Below are 21,259 nucleotides of genomic sequence, written 5' to 3' on the forward strand. Positions count from 1 at the left end.
TTAAAAAAATTCTCATTCGTTGATCAGTGCGGTCTAAGCGTTTTCTTACGACCGCTTGCATGACGTTCACGATATTCTGTGTCAATATATTTGTCAGTGGTGGCCATACTGGCATGTCCTGCGTCCTCTCTAACATGCTCCTTTGGCCGTGTTTTTACGTCTTCTGATATTCCAGTATGGCGTAACCAGTGAACGGTTGCGACACGAAGGTCGTCAGCATCTGCTTGCATACCATCTTCACACATACGTTTATAGGCTTGATCAAAACATAATTGCACTATGTTGCGGACTTGCCTAGAACTTGTCATCGCACCTTGGCCACGGTTTTTGGGGACGAGGGGAGTATTCTCTGCAATGGTTGGTAACAGTGGTAAGTCGCGGAATTTTCTATAGCGCTTCAAGGCATTGAGCATATCGTCAGAGACAGCAACAAGACGTTCTTTGTTACCTTTAGAAAGTACTTTAAACCACCAATGACCATCAGAATCTTTAATAAAATCCCCCATAACAGGTGCAGACCTTTCATCAGCAACAAGTTCTGAAATTCGTAGATACATACCTAGCAGTGCATTCATAATGAAAAGAGTACGTTCATGTTGTACTGGGTCGTCTTCAGCCAGTTGCTCGGCAGTTTCAATGACATAATCCCACTGTAAATTCGAGATGCGTCTTACTTGTTTGCGTGTGACTTCTTTTTTTACAAATTTACTCTTTTGTCGAATGAGCGCTACGGGGTTTTGTTGTGCCGCATCTTCCTGCATTAAAAAGCCATAGTAAGACGATAAAATTGAGAAGGTGGCTCTTATTGCAGATTGGGATAAAGAATGTTGCTTGGCGACAGGCACATCACCATTTTTGAACTCTAATTTGCTGACATGAGCAACAAAAGGGCGCCATTCTTTATTGGCATTTCTTTGCCCCATATGCCATTTAAACCTTGCGACGTTTTTGGTACCTATCCAGTTTTCTGGTGGCGTTATGCAAAAATGAATAAATTCTTCTATCTGATCTCTTCGTAAATCAGTCGTTGGGCAGTGTGCTATGTTCCACGACCATAGTAATAAACGTTCAACTTCTCGACGATAAGAATTGAATGTTGCCTGAGAACCGTTGTAGCTATAGATAAAGCAGAGTGCTAGTTGTAAGTCCCGACGGTACTCGCTTGTTCTAAGTTGTGGTGTGGTTGCCTCTAAGTGAGTTGCAATACTCTCGAATTGAGTAAACGGATTAGGCAAATGTTCTAAGTTATCTATTAAAGCAAGTGGTGTCATAATCTTTATATCCAATGAATTGGTGCATATTAGCAAATTTTTAAATCTATCCCTATTGTTTTGTCCTTCATGGTTAACATGCGTTCTGTTGAAAAAGGCATGTTTTGTATTGTTATTCCTTAATCCAATCCTTTTCTATCTTAATTTTTTTACTTTTGCCTTTTTAGTGTGATTTTGGTGCCATCTTGCGCTTATTGGTACGTATTTGAAACAAAGGTGAAATCACCAGTTAGATACTTTTTTATTTAATTTAAAGGACTACTATAAACACATCGAAGCAAAGCACAGCTCTGTTTTTAAATATTAATGATGACTCTCTATAAGGAGATAAATATGAAAACTATCACTAAAACTACTTTGTCTTTATTAACTGCTTCTGTAATGGCGACTTCTGCTTTTGCAGAAACACCTTCTGAACGTCTTCAAAGTGCTCGCGGTAGTGTTGAAGCTTTAGGCGTTACTTTAGAGAACATGGGAGCAAATGTTGATACTAGTGTAAATCTGAATGGCGCTTATAGTTATGGTCAAAAAACAGCGATTTATTCAGAAAAACATGCTGAGCTACAACAGCAATTTAATCAACTACACAACCAAATTTCTGAATAATATATTTAAATAAAGTAAGTGCATTATTTAATATTACAATTAAGGAGAATGTTATGAATACTTTTACTAAAACTGCTTTAGCTTTATTAGCCGCTTCTGTTATGACAACTTCTGCTTTTGCGGAAACCGCTTCTGAGCGTTTACAAAGTGCCCGAGGTAGTGTTGAAGCCTTAGGTGTCACTCTTGAAAATATGGGAGCAGATGTTGATACGAGCGTCAATTTGAAAGGTGATTATACCTATAATCAGAAATTGGGCGCATACAAAGAGAAACACGCTGAATTGCAGGCTCAATTTGATGCTTTGCACACACCATCTGCTGAATAGCACTTGTCGTTATAATAAGAAAAGGCCAAACACTTTGTTTGGCCTTTCTTTTATCTAATTAATATTGTCTTCTTCTAAGTCTTCTTGTTTTTCTGCCTGTTTTATCATTTCAAAATAATTGGCCGTGTCTTTAATTGTGTTTTTTTCATTTTCTTTTGCATCACGTTCTGCACGGATAATGAGATACTGCGCTGTTTTGTCTTTGCCCTGACTAAAGTCTAATAATGCTCGATAATTTAAAGCCATAGGGATGTTGTTTCTTGATTGATAATATTGGATATTGGCGCGCCAAACTAATCGCTTTTCATATAAATAATTTGAATATACGGTAATGGGTTTGGATTGAGTTAACTGTGCATTTAACATGGAGAAAATGATGTTCTTAGGGTTGAGCTCTAGCTCGGTATGAATAATATTAAGTGCTTCATTTGTTTTTCCTAGTGCCGCGTAACTCAGTGCTTCAAGATAATCGGTGAATTGGTTATGTTTCTTGAGTTTACCTAAAAAGCTGATAGCTCGCGCTGGGGATTGCACAAGATAAGAAAAAAGGGCTTTTGCAAAGTTTTTAGCGTCTGCATTTATAATGTTTTGGTCTAAATAGGCGAGCGGTTTGTCTTCAATGCCAGCTCTATAAGCCAACAAACTTGCTCGAAAAAAATCAAAATCACTGTTTTGGGTGTTGCGTAAGATAGTTTCTTTAGTGTCGGTGTTAAATGAGTCAGATAGCCTAGAGTCTGGTAATGGGTGAGTTGATAGGAATTCAAGTTTTGGCCTCCCCAGTGCTTGTTTAAAAAATGCTTGGAAAAGTTTACTCATGCCTTGCGGCGCAATTCCTGCATCGGATAAATATTGGCGACCTCGCCGATCTGCTTCTTGTTCTTGGTTGCGACTATAAGTCAGTGTGTTTTCTGCTTGGTTGGCGATGCCTCCTAGCCAAAGGGCTGTGGTGGCATCTGTACTTGCTCCAGAGAGTGCTGCGGCTAAGCCTGCGCCTAGCATTACTAATGTTTTTTGTAGTTCTTCTCCGGAGTGTTTTGATTGACGTTCATAGTGTCTTAGGTCTAAGTGAGCCGTTTCATGTGCTAACAATCCAAATAGCATGTCTTCGCTGGTAATTATTTCCATGATGTCGGAGTATATAAAAAGATGATTGCCGGGGATGACAAAAGCGTTGCTTTTGGAGCTGTTTAAAAGTGTCATCTCAATCGTAGTATTATACAAATCTGTCTGTGGCAAAATTTTAGATAGGGCTTCTTTTAAGTAATCATAGGCGGGGGGGAAGTCGATGAGTGCGCGGCTTCCATTCAGCTTCCTAAACCAATATTGACCCAGAATATAGGAGGGATTTGATAGTGATCTCTCGTCTTTGTTTGCTTCTAAGTCTGGGATACCTGCATTGCTAATGTTGGAAAAAATGCTCGCAAAAACAAATATGAAGATAGAAAGACGTGTTGTAACGGTTGAAAATAGTCTCATAATACGGCTAATGAATTCTTTGGAAATTAAAAAATGATGATCAATCTAGGTAATCAGTATGACGCAATCTTAGATGCAAGAGAAGATCGTTGTCCGATGCCATTACTTAAAACAAAAGTGGCATTAAGCAAAATGTCTGTAGGGGATTGTTTATGTGTTAAAGCCACAGACGCAGGTTCACTAAAGGATATACCTCAATATATAAATTTGGTGGGTTCTACCCTGTTATCGGTTGATGATGATAATGATGTCTATACCTTTGTGATTCAGAAAAATTAAAAATGGATGCGATATGTTTAAGATTGTTGATACGCTAATTAAGCGATATTTTTCCAATGAAGAAGTGGTGGTTTTCCTTCTGTTGCTGATTGCAACTATGTGTGTTTTAGCCTTTTGGGGAGGTATTTTAGCGCCTATTTTGATTGCCATTGTTTTGGCATTTCTTCTACAGGGATTAGTGGACCGGTTACAGCGTTTTGGTCTTGGTCATGTCACTTCTGTTTTTATTGTGTTTTTCAGCTTTTTATCGGCGTGTGGTGTTTTTATTGGGGTGATGGTGCCTATTATTTGGCGCCAAGCTGTTAAGTTAGTGCAAGATGCACCTCGTATGTTTGTTGTTATTCGAGATGAGGTTCAGCAGTTCGCGGAAGGTCACAGTGAGTTAGTTAGTCAAGCGGCGATAGATGAAATAACCAATTCATTGGCGAATGAGTCCACAAATCTTGGTCAATGGTTGGTCTCCTTTTCATTATCGAGTATCCCTTCATTATTCTCTGTCGTCATTTATTTGGTTTTAGTCCCTTTAGTCATTTTTTTCTTATTGAAGGATCAAGATAAAATATTGGGTTATTTGACATCTTGGCTTCCGAAAGAAAGAAAAATGATGCGTAATATTGCTCATGAGATGAATGATCAAATTGCCAATTACATTCGTGGTAAGTTTATTGAAATGATAGTGGTTGGCGTGGTGACCTATATCGTCTTTTTGATATTTGGTCTGAAGTATGCTGAATTATTGGCATTGTTAGTGGGGTTGTCTGTTTTAATTCCTTATATCGGTGCCGCGGCCGTCACTATTCCCGTTGTCTTGGTGGCTTTTTATCAATATGGCACTCAGAATGAATTTATCTACGTGGTTGTGGCTTATCTCATTGTGCAAGCATTGGATGGCAACGTGTTGGTGCCTTTGTTGTTTTCAGAAGCGGTAAACCTTCATCCATTAGCGATTATTGTTGCGGTTCTGTTTTTTGGGGGAATATGGGGGTTCTGGGGAATATTTTTTGCCATTCCTTTAGCAACCTTGGTCAAAGCCATCATTAATGCTTGGCCAAGCCAAGAGCAATTATCGTCCTAGACATTTTATATCGGTAAAGGCCCGTTCTTATCATGATTAAGAACGGGCCTTTTTGTAGGTGGGTCTATGGTTGAATGGATGCGAGTAAAATGCTGAAAGGGGGAAGTACCGCTGTATTGCCATCCATGTAGCCGCTGTTTATACCTTCAGGTAAAGTGAATACTGAAAGGTTATATTCGATGGGTAAAATGACATCTTGGCCTGCCGTGTTGATGGCCACAAACAGCTGACTATCGTTATAGCTGCGTATGAACGTTAGCGTTGTTTCATCGTTATAAACAAATTTGATGTCGCCGTGATGTAATTCCGGATGGTTGCGTCGAACATGAAGGAAGTCACGGTAAGCGTGTAAGACCGAGTGTCGGTTACCTTCTTGCTCTTCTACAGCGAGAGCCCGCTGGCTTTCCGCAATAGGTAGCCAAGGCTGGTTTGATTGGGTAAATCCACCTAGCTCGTCGTTTTTCCATGGAAGGGGCGTTCTACATCCATCTCGACCTTTAAATTCTGGCCAAAAGGCGATACCAAAAGGGTCGACCAATTGATTAAATTCTAACTCCGCTTCGGGTAAGCCAAGTTCTTCTCCTTGATATAAGCAAACACTGCCTCGTAAGGTTAAAAGCATTGCCATATAGACTTTGCTTTTCGCAATGGAATCATGATTATTTCCCCAGCGTGTCGCGACACGTTCTACATCATGGTTTCCAATCGACCAGCATGGCCAACCATCGCCTAATCCTGCCTCGATGGTTTCCATTGTATTTCGGATATGCGTCATGGATGCATCATGAGTGAGCAAGTCGAAGGAGTAGCACATATGTAGCTTATCTTTGCCTTGTGTGTAGGCGGCCATCGTTTCTAATGCAAAATCGCAACCCACTTCTCCGACGGTTGTGGTATTGGGGTATTGATCAAGCAAACTGCGCAAACGTTGGAGGAACCCGATGTTCTCAGGTCTAGATTTGTCATAGATATGCAGTTGGTAGGCGTAAGGGTTATCGAGGCGTACCCCAATACTTCCTTCAACGACTTCTTCTTTGGGAGGGTTATTTCGAAGTTCTAAATCGTGGTAATAATAGTTTGCCGTATCTAATCGGAATCCATCGACACCACGCTTAAGCCAAAACTCTACCGTTTCAAGTAACGCATCAATAACGTCTGGGTTGTGAAAGTTTAAATCGGGTTGGCTGTCCAAAAAGTTGTGAAGGTAATATTGTTTGCGACGACTGTCCCAATGCCAAGCAGGGCCACCAAAAACAGATAACCAATTATTAGGTACTGTTCCATCGGGTTTTGCATCTGCCCAAACATACCAATCTGCTTTTTCGTTATCGTGGCTGCTGCGAGATTCAACAAACCAAGGATGTTGATCTGAACTATGGTTAAGCACTTGATCAATCATCACTTTAAGACCGTGATGATGAGCAGAAGTAATCAGTTCATCAAAATCAGCAAGAGATCCAAAAATAGGATCAACGTCACAGTAGTCGGAAACATCGTAACCAAAGTCTTTCATTGGAGAGGTGAAAAACGGCGACAGCCAAATAGCGTCAACTCCCAGTGACGCGATATAACTCATCTTAGCGGTAATGCCTGGAAGATCGCCAATACCATCACCATTAGAGTCAAAAAAACTACGGGGATAAACCTGATAAATTACGGCGCCACGCCACCATTCTTGATGCTTTGTCATGATTATCCTCGCGCTAAAGTAAGACGTTTTTTTAATTTCAATAGGAATAGGATTAAATAAAACTATAGTGGTTTTACGTTATTATCTGTCGTGCTTTTTTTCAACATTTCCAGCATACTTAATCATTATAATGAATGCATGATCTTTGTTGTCTTATTTGGCATTAAACATCTAAATTTTGGGAGTCATGATGTTTTCTGAGAATGCTCGCCCTGTTGCTTGGCCCTTATTCTTCTTTTATTTTTTCTTCTGCGCCGTTATTGGTGTGATGATGCCTTATATCTCGATGTATTATAAATCCATTGGTTTGTCAGCTTCTGAAATTGGTCGTTTGATGTCTACTTTTACCTTATCAGGTATTTTAGTGCCGCATTTTTGGGGCTGGCTAACGGCAAAAGTCGGTTTGCCAAAACGTATACTTCAGCTAGCCATTTTAGGATGCTTTATTGCCGTCATTCCATTTAATTGGAGTGATCAGTTTGAAACCTTATGGCTATTGACCTGTACGATGGCGCTGTTCTATTCGGCGCTTATTCCAATGACCGACTCTCTGGCAGTGAGAAGTATTAGGCAGTTGGATGTACCGTATACGCGTTTAAGAGTCGGTGGATCGATTGGTTATGTGTTTGCTGTGACGGGTGCTGGTTTTTTAATTGGTCAATTCGGCATTGTAGTTGTTATTCCAACTATTTGCGCATTTATGGCACTTGCTGTTATTACTTCTTTCTTTCTGAAAGAGCAAGCTTATGAAAACAACCAACAAAAAGAGACAACGTCTTTTTTTACATTAGTAAAAACACCTGAATCGATGTTGTTTTTTATTTTAGCGTTTCTGGCCTTCATGTCACATGCGCCATTTAATGTTTTCTTTGCCGTGCATTTGTCTAATTATGGTTACAATGGTGAAGAAATAGGCTTATTAATGGCGCTGGGTGTCGTTATTGAGATTTTCTTATTTCTATTTTTTGGTAATACAATTAAGCGCTTTGACGTTGTGCATATCATCACGCTTTGTTTTATATGCGGCATCGTACGTTGGTTATTAGTCGGTTGGTTTGCCTCTATAGCATGGGTGCTAATTTTCACACAACTGCTTCATTGTATTACCTTCGCTTTGTTCCATATGGTGTCTATTGAACAAATCAGACGACTTTTTCCGGAACGTTTTGCAGGTCAAGGTCAAGCCATGTACAGCGCCTTTGCTATTGGTCTGGGTGGTGGCTTAGGAATGGTGATTACTGGATACTTATGGGAATGGATGGGGGGCGCTTGGGTGTTTACCTTGGCTGCTTGCACGAGCGCTTTAGCGCTAAGTATTCTTTTTGTTAGTCAGCGCCGTTGGTTTTTTTGATTCCTCTCTATAAACTCGTGCTGTCACTTTTTAGTAGCTCGATAAAGGCGATGGCGGCACGACTGAGTGTTCTTTGTTTATGATGAATAACCCCCAGTTTTCTTTCTACGTTCAAATCGGGCAAATTTAGTACGATGAATTTTTCGTCGACTAGTGTTGATGGAAGCAATGACCAGCCCCACCCAATGTTTACTAGCATTGCTAAGGTTTCAAGGTTGTTTGTGTTCATACGAACTTGAGGTTTTAGCCCTTGTTTCCCAAAAGCTTGTTCAACAATTTGTCTAGTAAAAGTATTTTTATTCGGCAAGATGCAAGCGTGCTGAGCTAATTCAATTAAGCTTAATTTTTTCGAAAATGCGAGAGGGTGGTCTTTACTCACGACACAGGTGAGTGGGTCAGACCATATTGGCAACGCTTCAATTAATGGGTTTTCTTTATTCGATAAAGTAATGATTCCTAATTCAGCACGTCCTTTCAAAACATCTTGGTAGGCTTCTTCTGATTGCACAAATTCGATTTCTAGGTGTGCGCTGGGATAGTCTTCTTGAAATCGCTTAAGTGATTTTGGTAAGCGATGTAAGCCGATGTGATGACCTGTGGATATACGCAATTCACCGCTTACATCCTGCATCTGCAATGTCATGCTGCGTTTGATGTCTTGTAAATCTTCGGCCATTTTTCTGGCTTTGGGCAATAAGCGAATGCCGGCTTCTGTTAATTGAACCTGACGGCCAATACGGTCAAATAATTTAACGCCAAGACTACTTTCCAATGAGGCAACACGCTTGCTGACTGCTGGCTGAGTCACAAAGAGTTGATCTCCCGCCTCCGAAAAGGAGCCCGTTTCTGCGACTTTGATAAACGTAATGAGCTCGGCTATATCAATCATTCCAAAAAATTATCCAAAACATGAAAAATATGAATTTGAGTAATTTAAGCCAAAGTTTTAGGATAGCGCAATAGATTTCTGAGGAGAGAACTTATGTCAGGCAAAACCCTTTATGACAAGTTGTGGGATAGCCACCTTGTTCAACAACGAGATGATGGCAGTGCACTAATTTATATCGATTTACAATTACTTCACGAAGTGACATCACCACAAGCGTTTGAAGGCCTTCGCTTGGCTGGACGTAAGCCTTGGCGTGTATCTTCCAGCTTGGCAACGCCAGATCATAACGTACCAACCACCAAGAAAGAGCGAATTTCTGGTGTAGATGGTATCGAAGACCCAGTTTCCAAAATCCAAGTCACTACCTTGGATGATAACTGTAATGAATTTGGTATCACTGAATTCAACATGAAAGACATTCGTCAAGGTATCGTTCACGTTGTTGGGCCAGAGCAAGGTGCGACGCTGCCAGGTATGACTGTCGTTTGTGGGGATTCGCATACTTCGACTCATGGTGCCTTTGGTGCTTTAGCACATGGTATCGGTACATCTGAAGTAGAGCACGTATTAGCGACACAGTGTCTAGTACAAAAGAAAAGCCGTAATATGTTGGTTCGTGTAGATGGTGAGCTGTCCCCATGGGTTTCAGCAAAAGACGTTGTTTTGGCCATTATAGGTGCAATTGGTACCGCTGGTGGCACTGGCTACGCGATTGAGTTTGGTGGCACAGGTATCCAATCATTATCCATGGAAGGTCGTATGACGGTTTGTAACATGGCGATCGAAGCGGGTGCTCGTGTTGGCTTGATTGCTGTGGATGACACCACGATTGAATATGTGAAAAACCGTCCTTATGCGCCAAAGGGCGAGCATTGGGATATGGCAGTAGAAGCATGGAAAGAGCTTGTTTCTGACAAAGATGCGCAATTCGATGAAGTCGTTGTTATAAAGGCAGAAGATATTAAACCACAAGTAACCTGGGGCACTTCTCCTGAAATGGTTATTGCGATTGATGAGCCGATTCCTCGCCCAGAAGATCAAAAGGATCCAGTGAAGAAAGAGGGTTATGCTCGTGCTTGGAATTACATGGGGTTAGAAGGTAAAACCATGTTGTCTGACGTTACGCTTGACCGTGTTTTCATTGGTTCTTGTACCAATTCACGTATTGAAGATTTGCGTATTGCTGCAAAAGTAGTAGAAGGCCGTAAAGTGGCGTCGACACTGAAGCAAGCGATCGTTGTTCCTGGCTCTGGTTTGGTCAAAGCGCAGGCGGAAAAAGAAGGTTTGCACGAAATTTTTGAAGCGGCTGGTTTAGAGTGGCGTGAACCTGGGTGTTCCATGTGTTTAGCGATGAATGCCGATAAATTAGGCGCTGGCGAGCACTGTGCTTCTACGTCGAACCGCAACTTTGAAGGTCGTCAAGGGTTTGGTGGTCGTACGCATTTGGTTAGTCCGGCTATGGCGGCTGCGGCGGCTATTGCAGGTCACTTTGTTGATGTTAATGAGTTTGTTAAACACTAGGAGAGAAGAGCATGCGTCCCTTTACTAAACACACAGGTTTAGCCGCTCCTTTGGATTTGGCAAACGTTGATACAGACATGATTATTCCAAAGCAGTTCTTGAAATCCATCAAGAGAACTGGCTTTGGTAAAAATCTATTTGATGAGCTTCGTTATGAAGACGAAGGTCAACCGGATCAAGAATGTGACGGTCGCCCACTACGCAATGATTTTGTGTTAAACCAAGCCCGCTATAAAGGATCAAGTGTTCTTTTAGCTCGTCAAAACTTTGGTTGTGGATCAAGCCGTGAACATGCCCCTTGGGCTTTAGATGACTACGGTTTCCGTTCTATTATCGCGCCTAGCTTTGCGGATATTTTCTATAACAACTGTTTTAAAAACGGTTTGCTTCCAATTGTTTTACAGGCGGAAGAAGTAGACCAATTGTTCGCTGAAGTGGCTTTGCGCGAAGGTGCTGAAATCACCATCGATTTAGAAAATCAAACGGTAACTTCTCCTTCTGGTGCAACATTTGAGTTTAATGTCGATAATTTCCGTAAACATTGCCTTTTAAATGGTTTGGATGACATCGGTTTGACATTACAGCAAGATGCTGCAATCCGTCGCTACGAAGAAAAAAGAATGAATGAGGCTCCATGGCTTTTCTTGCCACGTGGTCAGTAATCAAAAGACACAGGTGTTAAGGGTTTAAAATGACAAAAAATGTATTGGTGTTGCCAGGGGATGGAATTGGTCCAGAGATCGTATCGCAAGCCGTTCGTGTTCTAGAGGCTGTGAACGATCAGTTTTCATTAAACATTCAGCATGAAAGTGCGCTGGTGGGTGGATCTGCCTATGATGAAACGGGTTCTCCACTTCCAGAAGAAACATTGGAAAAAGCTAAAAATGCTGACGCCATTTTACTTGGTGCGGTTGGTGGTCCTAAGTGGGACGGTTTGGATATGTCGGTTCGTCCTGAGAAAGGCCTGCTTGGCTTGCGTTCCAACCTTGAACTATTTTCAAACCTTCGTCCTGCAATCTTGTACCCACAATTGGCCGAAGCATCTAGTTTAAAGCCCGAAATCGTTGCGGGTTTAGATATTCTGATTGTTCGTGAATTAACGGGCGGCATCTACTTTGGTCAACCACGTGGTATTCGTACGTTAGAAAATGGTGAACGTGAAGGCTTTAACACATACGTTTATAGCGAATCAGAAATTCGTCGCATCGGTCGTTCTGCTTTTGAAGCGGCTCGTCAACGAGGCAAAAGAGTGTGCTCTATCGATAAATCCAATGTGCTAGAAGTGACAGTACTTTGGAAAGAAATCATGGAGGAAGTAGCGAAAGAGTATCCTGATGTCGAATTGACTCATATGCTAGTAGATAATGCTGCAATGCAGCTTGTTCGTGCCCCAAAACAGTTCGATGTAATGGTTACTGGCAATATGTTTGGTGATATTCTATCTGATGCCGCTGCTATGTTGACCGGTTCGATTGGTATGCTGCCATCGGCTTCTTTGAATGAGCAAGGTCGTGGTATGTATGAACCTTGTCATGGCTCTGCGCCAGATATCGCAGGTAAGGGAATCGCCAACCCATTGGCAACAATTTTGTCAGTTGCTATGATGTTGCGCTACTCATTGGATGCGAAAGAAGCGGCAGACGCGATAGAAGCCGCAGTAAGTAACGTTCTAGACTTGGGTCTAAGAACGGCTGATATTGCATCAGAAGGGTGCGAAACTGTTAGTACGCAAGCCATGGGTGATGCCGTTCTAGCAGCATTAAAAGCTTAATATCATAACGATATTAGGCATTCATTAGGGATACTGCTCTTGGTATGAGTGGCCCCACAAAAAAAGGTAACGTTAACCATGTCAAAACAAACTGTAGGTTTAGTCGGATGGCGCGGAATGGTCGGTTCCGTGTTGATGCAACGAATGATGGAAGAAAAAGACTTTGATCATATTGATCCTGTTTTCTTCACGACATCTCAGACGGGGCAGAAAGGTCCAGAAATTGGTAAAGATATTCCACTACTTCAAGATGCAACCGATATCGAAGCATTGAAGAAGATGGATATTATTATTACCTGCCAAGGCGGGGATTATACCAAGGCTATTTACCCGCAGTTGCGCAATGCTGGTTGGAAAGGTTACTGGATTGATGCCGCGTCTTCATTGCGTATGGATAAAGACGCGATCATCGTTCTTGACCCTGTTAACTTGAATGTTATCAAACAAGGGTTAAGTAATGGTGTAAAAACCTTCGTAGGTGGTAATTGTACTGTTAGCTTAATGCTATTGGCGCTTGGTGGTTTGTTCGAAAAAGGTCACATTGACTGGATGACCTCTATGACTTATCAGGCTGCTTCTGGTGGTGGTGCGCGCCACATGCGTGAGCTGATTAATCAAATGGGAATGTTGCAAGGTTCTGTTGCTGATGAACTTGCAGATCCTGCAAGCGCCATCCTTGAAATTGATCGTAAAGTAGCAGAAACAATGCGTTCTGGTGCTTTGCCAACGGATCAATTTGGTGTGCCATTAGCTGGCTCTTTGATTCCTTATATTGATAGTCAACTTGATAACGGTCAAAGCCGCGAAGAGTGGAAGGCTCAAGCTGAATGTAACAAGATCCTAGGCATCGATGGAAACCCGATTCCTGTAGATGGTCTGTGTGTTCGTATTGGTGCTATGCGTTGCCACAGTCAGGCTTACACAATCAAACTTAACAAAGACATTCCTGTTGCTGAAATTGAAGGAATGCTTGCTGAGCATAATGATTGGGTGAGTGTCGTTCCTAATGATAAGCAAGCAACTATGGAGCGTTTGACGCCTACGGCGGCGACTGGCACTTTGAATATTCCTGTTGGACGTATTCGCAAGCTAAATATGGGACCTGAGTATATTAGTGCTTTCTCTGTTGGTGATCAGCTGCTTTGGGGAGCTGCGGAGCCTTTGCGTCGTATGCTGCGAATCCTGTTAGATGACTAATTGATTTTAAGATATCCAATAAGGCGCCACTCATTCGTGACTGGCGCTTTTTTTTGCTTGATTAGCCGCCGGTGGCGTGATGTGATCATTTAAGGGGTGGTGATTTTTGCATGCTAATTAATAAAATGAGGAGTATTTGTGTTATCGCGTTTGCCAAAATGGGTTGAATATGGCGCGTTTCTACTTGCTTTAGTAGCTGGTAGTGTAAACGCTGTTGCACTATTGGGCTTTCAGCATCAGGCTGTCTCACATTTGTCAGGGACTGCTACACTACTAGGCAGTGCTTTGTTAACCCCTAATCCTGAGACACTTTTGCATCTATTTGGAATACTGCTAAGCTTTCTATTCGGTTCTGCATTTTCTGGGTTTACGTTATCTGGAACATCATTAAAGCTAGGGCGGTTATATGATGTGCTTTTGTTTATTGAAGCTATTTTTTTATTGATTTCAATGTATCTTTTGCTGAATGGCCAGACTTCTGGTCATTATTTTGCGTCAGCAGCGTGCGGACTGCAAAATGCCCTTGCAACAACATACAGCGGTGCAGTTGTTCGTACTACTCATTTGACCGGTATTTTTACGGATTTAGGGATTATGTTAGGCGGTGCTTTGCAAGGTAAAGCATTAGATAAAAGAAAGGCATTTTTGTTTATTGTAATCGTTGTAGGTTTTATAACTGGTGGCGTTCTGGGGGCTTGGCTTTTTTATCAATTAGGCTTTTGGGCTTTGTCTGTACCTGCCGTAATTTGTTTTATTTTGGCTATTGTATATCGATTGTATAGTAGTCGATAAGCTTAGGTAACTGAGCTAATTTAAAGGGGGAGTTTTGTGAGAGATACTTTACGTTATAAGACTTCAAATAGTTGTAAAGACAGGATTATTTTTCTACTTGTATGAATGAAAAGTTTGCTAGATTTTTAGAGGTATGATATTGATAAATAAAGTGTTTAGCGGTATTTCATGTAGTTGCTTTAGTTCATTCATGATCTTGAACAAGTATTTACATTATCTGCATTGAAATTGGTTCAAATCACCCTTAGATTATAGTTAACGGCAGCAAAGGAGAACTAAGACTTAAGTTAATAAAAAAACCTGATTTAAACAGAAGGAAATTCTCTATGTATACATTGAATATTAGTGGTCACCATGTTCAGTCTGGTGAAGAAGTTCAAGAAGTAGTAAAAGAAAAAATGGATCACTTGGCGCGTATCAATAATCAGATCACCACCATTAAAGTGATTTTAAATACAGAGAAGCACGAGACTCATGAATTAATTGTAGAAGCCAGTGTTCATATTCCTGGCCATGATCTTTTTGCCACCGTTAAAACGGAGAAACAACTTAAACCAGCCCTTGACCTTCTGGTTGGTAAATTAGAGAAGCAATTGGTTAAGCATAAAGCAAAACATGCTGGTAGACAGCACCATATAAATGCTCAAGATGTTGAAAGTCCAGTTGAGCGTCAGTTACAGGCTGAATTTGATGAACTGGTTGAGCGCGAAGTTATTTAGTTAATTACTTATTTCAGGATAAAGCCTCGCATGTGCGGGGCTTTTTTGTTTTTAGCGAATACTAATCTACAAAATTGCCAATAAAAATGCCGGTGTAAATTGCAAAGTGGCTTTTAAAGCGTTTGCGATTTAACACCGGCATTTTAAATCATACTGTTAGTACGATTTTGTTAGTAGCACTTAGATGTTATTAACAGGAATAAACTCTACTGGCGCCATAGTCATTTCGTCTAGTGGTGGAGCAAAGTCTGTTAAAGTGATGCCATCAACAGCGGCTTTGTATTCCTCCAATGTTGGGAAACGACCCAAGATTGTGGAAAGTACAACGATTGGTGTTGAGCCAAGTAAAGACTCGCCTTTCTTCTCGGCAGAGTCAGCTACAACGCGACCTTGGAACAAACGAGTAGAGGTAGCAATAACGGTATCACCAGGTGCTGCTTTCTCTTGGTTACCCATACAAAGGTTACACCCAGGACGTTCCAAGTAAAGGATGTTTTCGTACTTAGTACGAGCTTGGCCTTTAGGGTTGCTGTCATCAAATTCGAAACCAGCGTATTTCTTAAGAATATCCCAATCACCTTCCGCTTTTAACTCATCAACGATGTTGTAAGTTGGTGGCGCAACAACAAGTGGCACTTTAAAAGAGATGCTACCATTTTGTTTTTCAAGATTACGCAACATTTGAGCGATGATTTGGATGTCACCTTTGTGAACCATGCAAGAGCCAACGAAGCCAAGGTCAACAGGCTTATCTTTATAGAAAGATACTTGACGAATCACGTCATGGGTATAACGCTTAGATACATCTTCGTTATTAACATCTGGATCGGCAATCATTGGTTCAGTGATTTGATCAAGATCTACAACAACGTCTGCATAGTACTTAGCGTTGTTATCTGGAACTAGGGCCGGTTGCTCAACTGACTTGATACCAGCAATACGCTTGTCTGCAAGTTTGATTAGGCCATGTAGCGTTTGTGCCTCATTCTCCATGCCTTTATCGATCATGATTTGGATACGCTTTTTAGCCAGCTCAAGTGATTTGATTAGCGTTTCATCTTGAGAGATACAGATTGACGCTTTTGCCTTCATCTCTGCAGTCCAGTCAGTAAAGGTGAAAGCTTGGTCAGCCATCAGAGTACCGATGTGAACTTCAATTACACGGCCTTGGAAAACGTTTTCGCCGCCGAATTGCTTAAGCATTTGTGCTTGTGTTGCGTGAACAATATCACGGAAGTCCATGTAGCTCTTCATTTCACCTTTAAAGGTTACTTTAACAGACTCAGGGATTGGCATTGTTGCTTCACCTGTTGCTAGAGCTAAGGCGACGGTTCCAGAGTCAGCACCGAAAGCCACACCTTTAGACATACGAGTATGAGAGTCACCACCAATGATGATGGCTGAATCATCGACAGTAATGTCATTCAAAACTTTATGAATAACGTCGGTCATTGGAGGGTAAACGCCTTTCGGGTCACGACCAGTGATCAGACCAAATTTGTGCATGAAAGACATTAGCTTTGGAATGTTAGCTTGTGCTTTTGAGTCCCAAACAGAGGCTGTGTGACAGCCAGATTGGTATGCACCGTCTACGCTTGGAGAAATAACAGTAGCAGCCATTGACTCCAACTCTTGCGCTGTCATCAAACCTGTTGTGTCTTGAGAGCCTACAATGTTGACTCTTACGCGAACGTCAGACCCAGCATGAAGTGCTTTTTTAGATTTAACACCTACAGCGTTCTTGTTGAAGATTTTCTCAACAGCAGTCAAGCCTTGATCATCATTAGAGATTTCTTGAGCTGGGGCATATACAGTTGGAGCCGTGATGCCTAAAGTTTCTGCTGCAAAGGTTTGTAGTTTCTTACCGAATACAACAGCGTAAGAGCTACCCGCTTTCATGAATTCGACTTGCTGAGGTGTAAAAGCAGAAGAAATGTCAGCTAGCTCTTTATCACCGTTATAAAGTTTTTTCTCTTTGGTGTTGATTGTTAAAATCGTACCTGTTTCTACAGAGTAAACTTGTTCAAGAATGGTGTCACCATTAGCGTCAAGAACAGGTTTGCCATCGGTATCTACTTTTTTAACCCAGTTTTTAAGGTCTAGACCAATACCGCCAGTTACACCAACGGTTGTCATGAAGATAGGAGAGATGCCGTTGGTTCCTGCTACGATAGGCGCGTAGTTTACAAAAGGAATGTATGGACTTGCTTGCTGACCAGCCCAAAGAGCAACGTTATTAACACCAGACATACGAGAAGAACCAACCCCCATGGTGCCTTTTTCAGCAATTAGCATAACTTTAGCTGTAGGGTGTTTGATTTGTAGGTCTTTAATGTCTTGTTGTGCTTCTGGAGAAATCATGCACTTGCCGTGAAGTTCACGGTCAGAGCGAGAGTGTGCTTGATTACCTGGAGATAGCAAGTCGGTAGAGATGTCACCTTCCGCTGCAATATAAGTTACGACTTCGATTTTTTCGCTGATGTCAGGAAGTTTGGTGAAAAACTCTGCTTTTGCATAGCTTTCAAGAATTTCTTTAGCGATGGTATTACCAGCTTTGTAAGCGGCTTCTAGGCGCTCCATGTCTGCTTCGTACAAGAAAACTTGAGTTTTCAAAACATCAGCGGCTTGCGCTGCAATAGTTTTGTCATCAGATAATGCAAGGTCAATTAATACTTCAACAGAAGGGCCGCCTTTCATGTGAGAAAGTAGCTCTAGAGCAAACTCAGGTGTAATTTCTTCTACTTTGCTTTCGCCTAAAATAATTTCTTTTAGAAATTTTGCTTTAACAACGGCAGCACTAGTTGTACCTGGTAGTGTGTTGTAGATAAAAAAGGATAGAGAATCTTTACGGTGCTCATGGTTTGTGTCTTTGATTTGAGCAATGATTTCTGACAATAGGTTGCCATCATCAATTGGTTTAGGATGCAGTCCTTGGCCTTTACGACTCTCAATTTCTTGTAAGTATTCTAAATATAAGCTCATTCGCACCTCTGAATAATTATTTACGATAATGTTATGTGCTAATAATGGAATTTAGGTTGGCTATATTTCCCCTAAAGAAAACATAGCTAAACGTATTGCTTCATTCCCTTGGTTAGCGTTTGCTGTATAGATTGTGTTCATTAAGGAGCTGAGTGCATGAATTAACCCAGATACTATTTTGTATCCTGCACAAAAAGTGCGAGTTACATGCCGCTGCTCCGTATTTGCATGATCGACTTTACATATCGCAAAGTTTTAAAAGTCGATTGGATCTAAAGCAAAATCAATTTAAATGATACTTTTACCATTTTTTGATGTATTTATTTTATCGAAAAAAACAGCGTAAGGCTTACTATGCACCATAACAATTTCGAATAGGTGACATTTAGCGGAATTATTCTGATTTAGCTACATCATCAGGCTGCTGAATAATCCTTACCACTCTGAATCCCCAGTTGCTGGCTTTCAGGTCTGGTTGAGCTCTGTAACGAGTAGAGCTGCGGCCCACTCTTGGGATATCAAACCAAGAACCGCCTCTTAGGACTCGATTGTCACATTGGTTGGCTAACCAAACTTGGTTCTTTGTTGGTGCACCTTCATAAGTGTCGTGGTAGCAATCTTCGACCCACTCCGCAACATTGCCGTGCATGTCAAATAAACCTAGAGGGTTGCTGGCTTGGCTACCTACTGGTGCAGTAGATACTCCATCCCATTGACTGCCACAGCTGTCACAAACACTGTAGCCTTGTTTGACATTATCGCCGTACCAAAATGCGGTATTCGAGTCGGCTCTGGCTGAATATTCCCATTCAATTTCGGTTGGTAGGCGATACTCTTGGTCCGTTTCACCAGAAAGCCATGCTGTGTATGCTTTTGCATCGTACCAGCTAATATTTATAACAGGGCGTTGTCCGCGTCCCCATCCATTGTCCGGTGGTAGAGCTCTGTTAGTGGCTTTAGCGAACTTATCGTATTGGTCAAAGGTAACTTCATATTTACTTATGTAAAAACCATCTGGTATATCAACTTCATGGGCTGGTTTTTCATTATCGTCCCCTAAATGACCTTGATCACCCATTATGAAGGTTGCAGGAGGGATTTTTTCTACCTTGGGGGCTGTTCCCCCTGAGGCAAGAGGTTCTTCTAACACTTGAGGAAGTGTTTCAAATGGCGTTGGGTCTTCTATTTTTTTGTTGGTAGTTTTAGGCGCTTTTTTAGGTTCTGGTGTTGGTTCTGGCCATAAAATACCCACCGCGATGGCTCCGATTGCAATAACACTAACAACGACTATGACTTTTGGTGAGATAGCTCGCATAGAGCGTTTGATGGCTTGTTTAGTTTTTGAGCCATCACTTGCTTCTGGTTTGTATAAATTGGCGCGAATAATTCGAATAACTTCGGTTAATGATTTAGGTCTATGTCGTTCGTTCTCACGACACCACTTAACTAAACGCTCCCAAGTAGAGTCACTTAAATTTGGGTGGGAATCAGGCAAGTCTGTTGGTATGTTTTTATCCAGTATAGATTCACCCAATAGCGCCGCCATGAGCAACCTCATAAAGGCGAAACTGTCCGCAGATGTATCGCGTTTTTTCTCTGGCTTTAAATATTCTGGTGGAAATAAACGTGGGTCCATTTCACTGTCTGTAATCTTTTTCATCCAATTGTGAGACCCAAAGCCAGTCATTAGGCCAAGGCCATTCACAACATGGATTGAGCTTAAATCTAAATGCCCATGAAAAAGACCATTTTTGTGAACTTGATCTAAAGCTTTGGCAATGTTGTCAAATAAACTAATGACAACATTAAGGGGAGCGCCATCAGGATATTTACCTAAAAAGCTATACAGATTTTCCCCACCGCAAACCGCAGAACAAGAAAACACCCATAAATTTGAGTAGAAAGGGGGGTAGTTTGGTGTTATTGCTGGATGCTTAACACTGGCGTATCTTCTGGCGTTTTGTAAAAAGTCTTCTACTTTGCCTTTATCTGGTTGGAAGAAGCGAAGGACAAAAGGTCGTCCACCTTGGTCTGCAACCCAAGTACATTTATGACTATCCATAGGATAGTTTAAAACATAGGGGTCTAGTTCGATGCCGACATGTTGGCCAATTTTTAGTTTCTTGGGGTCATAAAAATCATTCATTACGAATAAGATATCCAAATCAAGACGTTGCTGCCTAAGTGCTTAATATTGCGTATAATCACGTTTTTTAACACAAAAAGGTAGAGTAATGTTATCAGCGTACCCAGAGCTTGTTGAGTTTCTTCCCTGTGAATCCCCTGAAGCGTGGGTAAATTGGGCAATTGAGAACCAAACTTTGCTATTAAATGATCATGCTCACTGCGAGAAAAAGGCGGCTTCAACGGCGATGAGCCTGATGTACCGTTATGTTGATCGTGATAATTTACTCCATAAAATGTCCCGATTGGCAAGAGAAGAGCTTTTGCATTTTGAGCAAGTGCATAAGCTAATGAAGAAACGTGGTATTGCTTATGAGCATTTAACGGCATCTCGTTATGCTGATGGCATGCGAAAGCATATTCGTACTCATGAACCTGCAAGGCTGGTAGATACTTTAATAATAGGGGCCTTTGTTGAGGCGCGCTCTTGTGAGCGCTTTGCTGTTTTAGCTCCGCATTTAGATGAAGAGCTGTCTAAGTTCTATATTTCCTTACTCAAATCAGAAGCTCGCCATTTTGAAGATTATCTGGCACTGGCTCAAGAATATGCTAATGAACCTATTGATGAACGCGTAACGTTTTTCCGAGAGTTGGAGCATCAATTAATTGTTGAGCCTGACGCCGAATTTCGTGTACATAGTGGTCCACCAAAGCAATCTTAAAATTTATCAAAAGCCAAGTTACAAAATGCCACAATCTTGTTACGTATATTAATGGTGACTTTTGAGTTGGATGCTACACTCATAAAATATCTCTTGCTTCCGGAGGATTTATGAGCGTACATAAAAGCGAAACATTACCAGATGTGACTTACTGGCTTGCTTTGGAAATTGCAAAAGTAGATCCTGTTGTTGACTTGGATGTCATGTACAAGGGCTCTTTGGAATTAGATTTTATATATCAGCTACTAACAACAAAAGCTCAGCAGCACTGGTGGCAGCATCATGGGGTTCAATTAAGTCCAGTTATTGTCAATAATGCTTTTTTTAGAGCTATTGCTATGTTGCATAATCGAAGTGTTGAGTTTAACCGATCTCGAAATCTAGATGAGACAGTGTGGGTAAGAGAGCTTCTTCATCTCGAATGATTGACTAAAAATAAAGCCAGTAAATACTGGCTTTATTTTTAGT

Annotated in this window: 19 protein-coding genes; 13 read left to right on the forward strand and 6 right to left on the reverse strand. The window is 41.3% G+C overall.

From position 1 onward, the window contains the following. Positions 1-23: 23 nt before the first annotated feature. Complete coding sequence (locus tag C0J08_RS10320) at positions 24-1,271, reverse strand: tyrosine-type recombinase/integrase (protein ID WP_212656044.1); 1,248 nt, start codon at positions 1,269-1,271, stop codon at positions 24-26. A gap of 333 nt (positions 1,272-1,604) precedes the next feature. On the opposite strand from C0J08_RS10320, the gene C0J08_RS10325 reads away from it, so the two are divergent. Together C0J08_RS10325 and C0J08_RS10330 are read left to right on the forward strand one after the other, a co-directional pair. Beyond that, entirely contained in the window at positions 1,605-1,877 is a 273-nt protein-coding gene (locus tag C0J08_RS10325; RefSeq protein ID WP_212656045.1) for a hypothetical protein, read from the forward strand. A gap of 53 nt (positions 1,878-1,930) precedes the next feature. Next, the gene (locus C0J08_RS10330; protein WP_212656046.1) at positions 1,931-2,203 is read left to right on the forward strand and encodes a hypothetical protein; all 273 of its coding nucleotides are present in this window, start codon (positions 1,931-1,933) and stop codon (positions 2,201-2,203) included. Positions 2,204-2,257: 54 nt separating this feature from the next. On the opposite strand, the gene C0J08_RS10335 is transcribed toward C0J08_RS10330, so the two are convergent. Next, positions 2,258-3,679, reverse strand: a complete 1,422-nt coding sequence (locus C0J08_RS10335) for a M48 family metallopeptidase (protein WP_212656047.1) — start codon at positions 3,677-3,679, stop codon at positions 2,258-2,260. A 33-nt stretch (positions 3,680-3,712) separates the two neighbouring features. On the opposite strand from C0J08_RS10335, the gene C0J08_RS10340 reads away from it, so the two are divergent. Next, positions 3,713-3,958 (forward strand): sulfurtransferase TusA family protein, encoded by a 246-nt coding sequence (locus C0J08_RS10340; RefSeq protein WP_212656048.1) that lies wholly within the window; start codon positions 3,713-3,715, stop codon positions 3,956-3,958. 13 nt (positions 3,959-3,971) lie between these two features. After that, entirely contained in the window at positions 3,972-5,033 is a 1,062-nt protein-coding gene (locus tag C0J08_RS10345) for an AI-2E family transporter (protein WP_212656049.1), read from the forward strand. A 64-nt stretch (positions 5,034-5,097) separates the two neighbouring features. Here the strand turns inward: C0J08_RS10345 and C0J08_RS10350 are convergent, their stop codons facing one another. Further along, entirely contained in the window at positions 5,098-6,723 is a 1,626-nt protein-coding gene (locus C0J08_RS10350) for an alpha-amylase family glycosyl hydrolase (RefSeq protein ID WP_212656050.1), read from the reverse strand. A gap of 190 nt (positions 6,724-6,913) precedes the next feature. On the opposite strand from C0J08_RS10350, the gene C0J08_RS10355 reads away from it, so the two are divergent. Beyond that, positions 6,914-8,074, forward strand: coding sequence for an MFS transporter (locus C0J08_RS10355; protein ID WP_212656051.1), 1,161 nt, complete (start codon positions 6,914-6,916; stop codon positions 8,072-8,074). 7 nt (positions 8,075-8,081) lie between these two features. Here C0J08_RS10355 and C0J08_RS10360 read toward each other — a convergent pair whose 3' ends face one another. Beyond that, entirely contained in the window at positions 8,082-8,963 is an 882-nt protein-coding gene (locus tag C0J08_RS10360) for a LysR family transcriptional regulator (RefSeq protein ID WP_212656052.1), read from the reverse strand. A gap of 93 nt (positions 8,964-9,056) precedes the next feature. On the opposite strand from C0J08_RS10360, the gene leuC reads away from it, so the two are divergent. The 6 genes from leuC to hpf all read left to right on the forward strand — a co-directional run bounded on the left by leuC (position 9,057) and on the right by hpf (position 14,963). Then, entirely contained in the window at positions 9,057-10,484 is a 1,428-nt protein-coding gene (gene leuC / locus C0J08_RS10365; protein ID WP_212656053.1) for a 3-isopropylmalate dehydratase large subunit, read from the forward strand. Between the two features lie 11 nt (positions 10,485-10,495). Then, the gene (leuD, locus tag C0J08_RS10370) at positions 10,496-11,146 is read left to right on the forward strand and encodes a 3-isopropylmalate dehydratase small subunit (RefSeq protein WP_212656054.1); all 651 of its coding nucleotides are present in this window, start codon (positions 10,496-10,498) and stop codon (positions 11,144-11,146) included. A 29-nt stretch (positions 11,147-11,175) separates the two neighbouring features. Continuing rightward, a complete protein-coding gene (leuB, locus tag C0J08_RS10375) occupies positions 11,176-12,255 on the forward strand; it encodes a 3-isopropylmalate dehydrogenase (RefSeq protein ID WP_212656055.1) in 1,080 nt (359 codons plus the stop codon). Positions 12,256-12,333: 78 nt separating this feature from the next. Further along, complete coding sequence (asd, locus tag C0J08_RS10380) at positions 12,334-13,452, forward strand: aspartate-semialdehyde dehydrogenase (RefSeq protein ID WP_212656056.1); 1,119 nt, start codon at positions 12,334-12,336, stop codon at positions 13,450-13,452. Positions 13,453-13,590: 138 nt separating this feature from the next. Further along, entirely contained in the window at positions 13,591-14,244 is a 654-nt protein-coding gene (locus C0J08_RS10385; RefSeq protein ID WP_212656057.1) for a YoaK family protein, read from the forward strand. A gap of 326 nt (positions 14,245-14,570) precedes the next feature. Next, positions 14,571-14,963, forward strand: a complete 393-nt coding sequence (gene hpf, locus C0J08_RS10390) for a ribosome hibernation-promoting factor, HPF/YfiA family (RefSeq protein WP_212656058.1) — start codon at positions 14,571-14,573, stop codon at positions 14,961-14,963. Positions 14,964-15,143: 180 nt separating this feature from the next. Here the strand turns inward: hpf and C0J08_RS10395 are convergent, their stop codons facing one another. Continuing rightward, positions 15,144-17,945, reverse strand: a complete 2,802-nt coding sequence (locus tag C0J08_RS10395; protein ID WP_212656059.1) for a bifunctional aconitate hydratase 2/2-methylisocitrate dehydratase — start codon at positions 17,943-17,945, stop codon at positions 15,144-15,146. 394 nt (positions 17,946-18,339) lie between these two features. Beyond that, the gene (locus C0J08_RS10400; protein ID WP_212656060.1) at positions 18,340-20,091 is read right to left on the reverse strand and encodes an SUMF1/EgtB/PvdO family nonheme iron enzyme; all 1,752 of its coding nucleotides are present in this window, start codon (positions 20,089-20,091) and stop codon (positions 18,340-18,342) included. An 88-nt stretch (positions 20,092-20,179) separates the two neighbouring features. Here C0J08_RS10400 and C0J08_RS10405 point away from each other — a divergent pair, with 88 nt between their 5' ends. Together C0J08_RS10405 and C0J08_RS10410 are read left to right on the forward strand one after the other, a co-directional pair. Continuing rightward, positions 20,180-20,791 carry a MiaE family protein gene (locus tag C0J08_RS10405; RefSeq protein ID WP_212656061.1) on the forward strand — a complete coding sequence of 204 codons (612 nt, stop codon included), beginning with the start codon at positions 20,180-20,182 and terminating at the stop codon, positions 20,789-20,791. A gap of 110 nt (positions 20,792-20,901) precedes the next feature. Further along, complete coding sequence (locus C0J08_RS10410; protein WP_212656062.1) at positions 20,902-21,216, forward strand: hypothetical protein; 315 nt, start codon at positions 20,902-20,904, stop codon at positions 21,214-21,216. Positions 21,217-21,259: the final 43 nt, after the last annotated feature.

This window comes from Marinomonas sp. CT5, from assembly GCF_018336975.1.
Lineage (GTDB): Bacteria > Pseudomonadota > Gammaproteobacteria > Pseudomonadales > Marinomonadaceae > Marinomonas.

Bases quoted from the DNA above. Each gene is read 5' to 3' on its own strand.
- C0J08_RS10320 (WP_212656044.1), bottom strand. From the start codon at position 1,271: ATGACACCACTTGCTTTAATAGATAACTTAGAACATTTGCCTAATCCG.
- C0J08_RS10325 (WP_212656045.1), top strand. From the start codon at position 1,605: ATGAAAACTATCACTAAAACTACTTTGTCTTTATTAACTGCTTCTGTA.
- C0J08_RS10330 (WP_212656046.1), top strand. From the start codon at position 1,931: ATGAATACTTTTACTAAAACTGCTTTAGCTTTATTAGCCGCTTCTGTT.
- C0J08_RS10335 (WP_212656047.1), bottom strand. From the start codon at position 3,679: ATGAGACTATTTTCAACCGTTACAACACGTCTTTCTATCTTCATATTT.
- C0J08_RS10340 (WP_212656048.1), top strand. From the start codon at position 3,713: ATGATGATCAATCTAGGTAATCAGTATGACGCAATCTTAGATGCAAGA.
- C0J08_RS10345 (WP_212656049.1), top strand. From the start codon at position 3,972: ATGTTTAAGATTGTTGATACGCTAATTAAGCGATATTTTTCCAATGAA.
- C0J08_RS10350 (WP_212656050.1), bottom strand. From the start codon at position 6,723: ATGACAAAGCATCAAGAATGGTGGCGTGGCGCCGTAATTTATCAGGTT.
- C0J08_RS10355 (WP_212656051.1), top strand. From the start codon at position 6,914: ATGTTTTCTGAGAATGCTCGCCCTGTTGCTTGGCCCTTATTCTTCTTT.
- C0J08_RS10360 (WP_212656052.1), bottom strand. From the start codon at position 8,963: ATGATTGATATAGCCGAGCTCATTACGTTTATCAAAGTCGCAGAAACG.
- leuC (WP_212656053.1), top strand. From the start codon at position 9,057: ATGTCAGGCAAAACCCTTTATGACAAGTTGTGGGATAGCCACCTTGTT.
- leuD (WP_212656054.1), top strand. From the start codon at position 10,496: ATGCGTCCCTTTACTAAACACACAGGTTTAGCCGCTCCTTTGGATTTG.
- leuB (WP_212656055.1), top strand. From the start codon at position 11,176: ATGACAAAAAATGTATTGGTGTTGCCAGGGGATGGAATTGGTCCAGAG.
- asd (WP_212656056.1), top strand. From the start codon at position 12,334: ATGTCAAAACAAACTGTAGGTTTAGTCGGATGGCGCGGAATGGTCGGT.
- hpf (WP_212656058.1), top strand. From the start codon at position 14,571: ATGTATACATTGAATATTAGTGGTCACCATGTTCAGTCTGGTGAAGAA.
- C0J08_RS10395 (WP_212656059.1), bottom strand. From the start codon at position 17,945: ATGAGCTTATATTTAGAATACTTACAAGAAATTGAGAGTCGTAAAGGC.
- C0J08_RS10400 (WP_212656060.1), bottom strand. From the start codon at position 20,091: ATGAATGATTTTTATGACCCCAAGAAACTAAAAATTGGCCAACATGTC.
- C0J08_RS10405 (WP_212656061.1), top strand. From the start codon at position 20,180: ATGTTATCAGCGTACCCAGAGCTTGTTGAGTTTCTTCCCTGTGAATCC.
- C0J08_RS10410 (WP_212656062.1), top strand. From the start codon at position 20,902: ATGAGCGTACATAAAAGCGAAACATTACCAGATGTGACTTACTGGCTT.